Consider the following 1,177-nt stretch of genomic DNA (forward strand, 5'->3'; position numbering starts at 1 on the left):
ATTATTCTTTGATGGTGACGACGATGCCGGCACCGACGGTGCGGCCGCCTTCACGGATGGCGAAGCGCAGCTTCTCTTCCATGGCGATCGGCACGATCAGCTCGACGTCGACCGTGATGTTGTCGCCAGGCATCACCATCTCGGTGCCGGCCGGCAGCGTCACGATGCCGGTCACGTCGGTGGTGCGGAAGTAGAACTGCGGACGGTAGTTGGTGAAGAACGGCGTGTGACGGCCGCCCTCGTCCTTGGTCAGGATGTAGGCTTCGGCCACGAACTTCTTGTGCGGCTTCACCGAACCCGGCTTGGCCAGAACCTGGCCACGCTCGACGCCTTCACGATCAACGCCGCGCAGCAGCGCGCCGATGTTGTCGCCGGCCTGGCCCTGGTCGAGCAGCTTGCGGAACATCTCGACGCCCGTGCAGGTCGTCTTGGTCGTCGGACGGATGCCGACGATCTCCAGTTCCTCGCCGACCTTGACCACGCCGCGCTCGACGCGGCCGGTCACAACGGTGCCGCGGCCCGAGATCGAGAACACGTCCTCGATCGGCATCAGGAACGGCTTGTCCAGCGGACGCACCGGCGTCGGGATGTAGGCGTCGACCTGCGCCATCAGTTCGCGGATCGCGTCCTCGCCGATGGTCTTGTTGGAATCTTCCAGAGCAGCCAGAGCCGAGCCCTTGACGATCGGAATGTCGTCGCCGGGGAATTCGTTCTTGGTCAAGAGCTCGCGAACCTCGAGCTCGACCAGCTCGAGCAGCTCGGCGTCGTCGACCTGGTCGACCTTGTTCAGGAACACCACGATCGACGGCACGCCGACCTGGCGGGCGAGCAGGATGTGCTCGCGCGTCTGCGGCATCGGGCCGTCGGCGGCCGACACGACCAGGATCGCGCCGTCCATCTGCGCGGCACCGGTGATCATGTTCTTCACATAGTCGGCGTGGCCGGGGCAGTCGACGTGGGCATAGTGGCGGTTGGCCGTCTCGTATTCGACGTGCGCCGTCGAAATCGTGATGCCGCGCGCCTTCTCTTCCGGCGCCGCGTCGATCTGGTCATAGCGCTTGTATTCGCCAAAATACTTCGTGATCGCCGCCGTCAGCGACGTCTTGCCATGATCGACGTGGCCGATCGTGCCAATGTTCACATGCGGCTTGGTGCGCTCGAATTTACCTTTTGCCAT

1 protein-coding gene is annotated in these 1,177 nt (G+C 64.0%); it reads right to left on the minus strand.

The genetic code is table 11. The features are described from left to right. Position 1: 1 nt before the first annotated feature. Complete coding sequence (tuf, locus tag PU724_RS33735; RefSeq protein WP_095805843.1) at positions 2-1,177, minus strand: elongation factor Tu; 1,176 nt, start codon at positions 1,175-1,177, stop codon at positions 2-4.

It is taken from the genome of Mesorhizobium abyssinicae (genome assembly GCF_049887195.1).
Classification (GTDB): Bacteria; Pseudomonadota; Alphaproteobacteria; order Rhizobiales; family Rhizobiaceae; genus Mesorhizobium; species Mesorhizobium abyssinicae.

Bases quoted from the DNA above. Each gene is read 5' to 3' on its own strand.
- tuf (WP_095805843.1), bottom strand. From the start codon at position 1,177: ATGGCAAAAGGTAAATTCGAGCGCACCAAGCCGCATGTGAACATTGGC.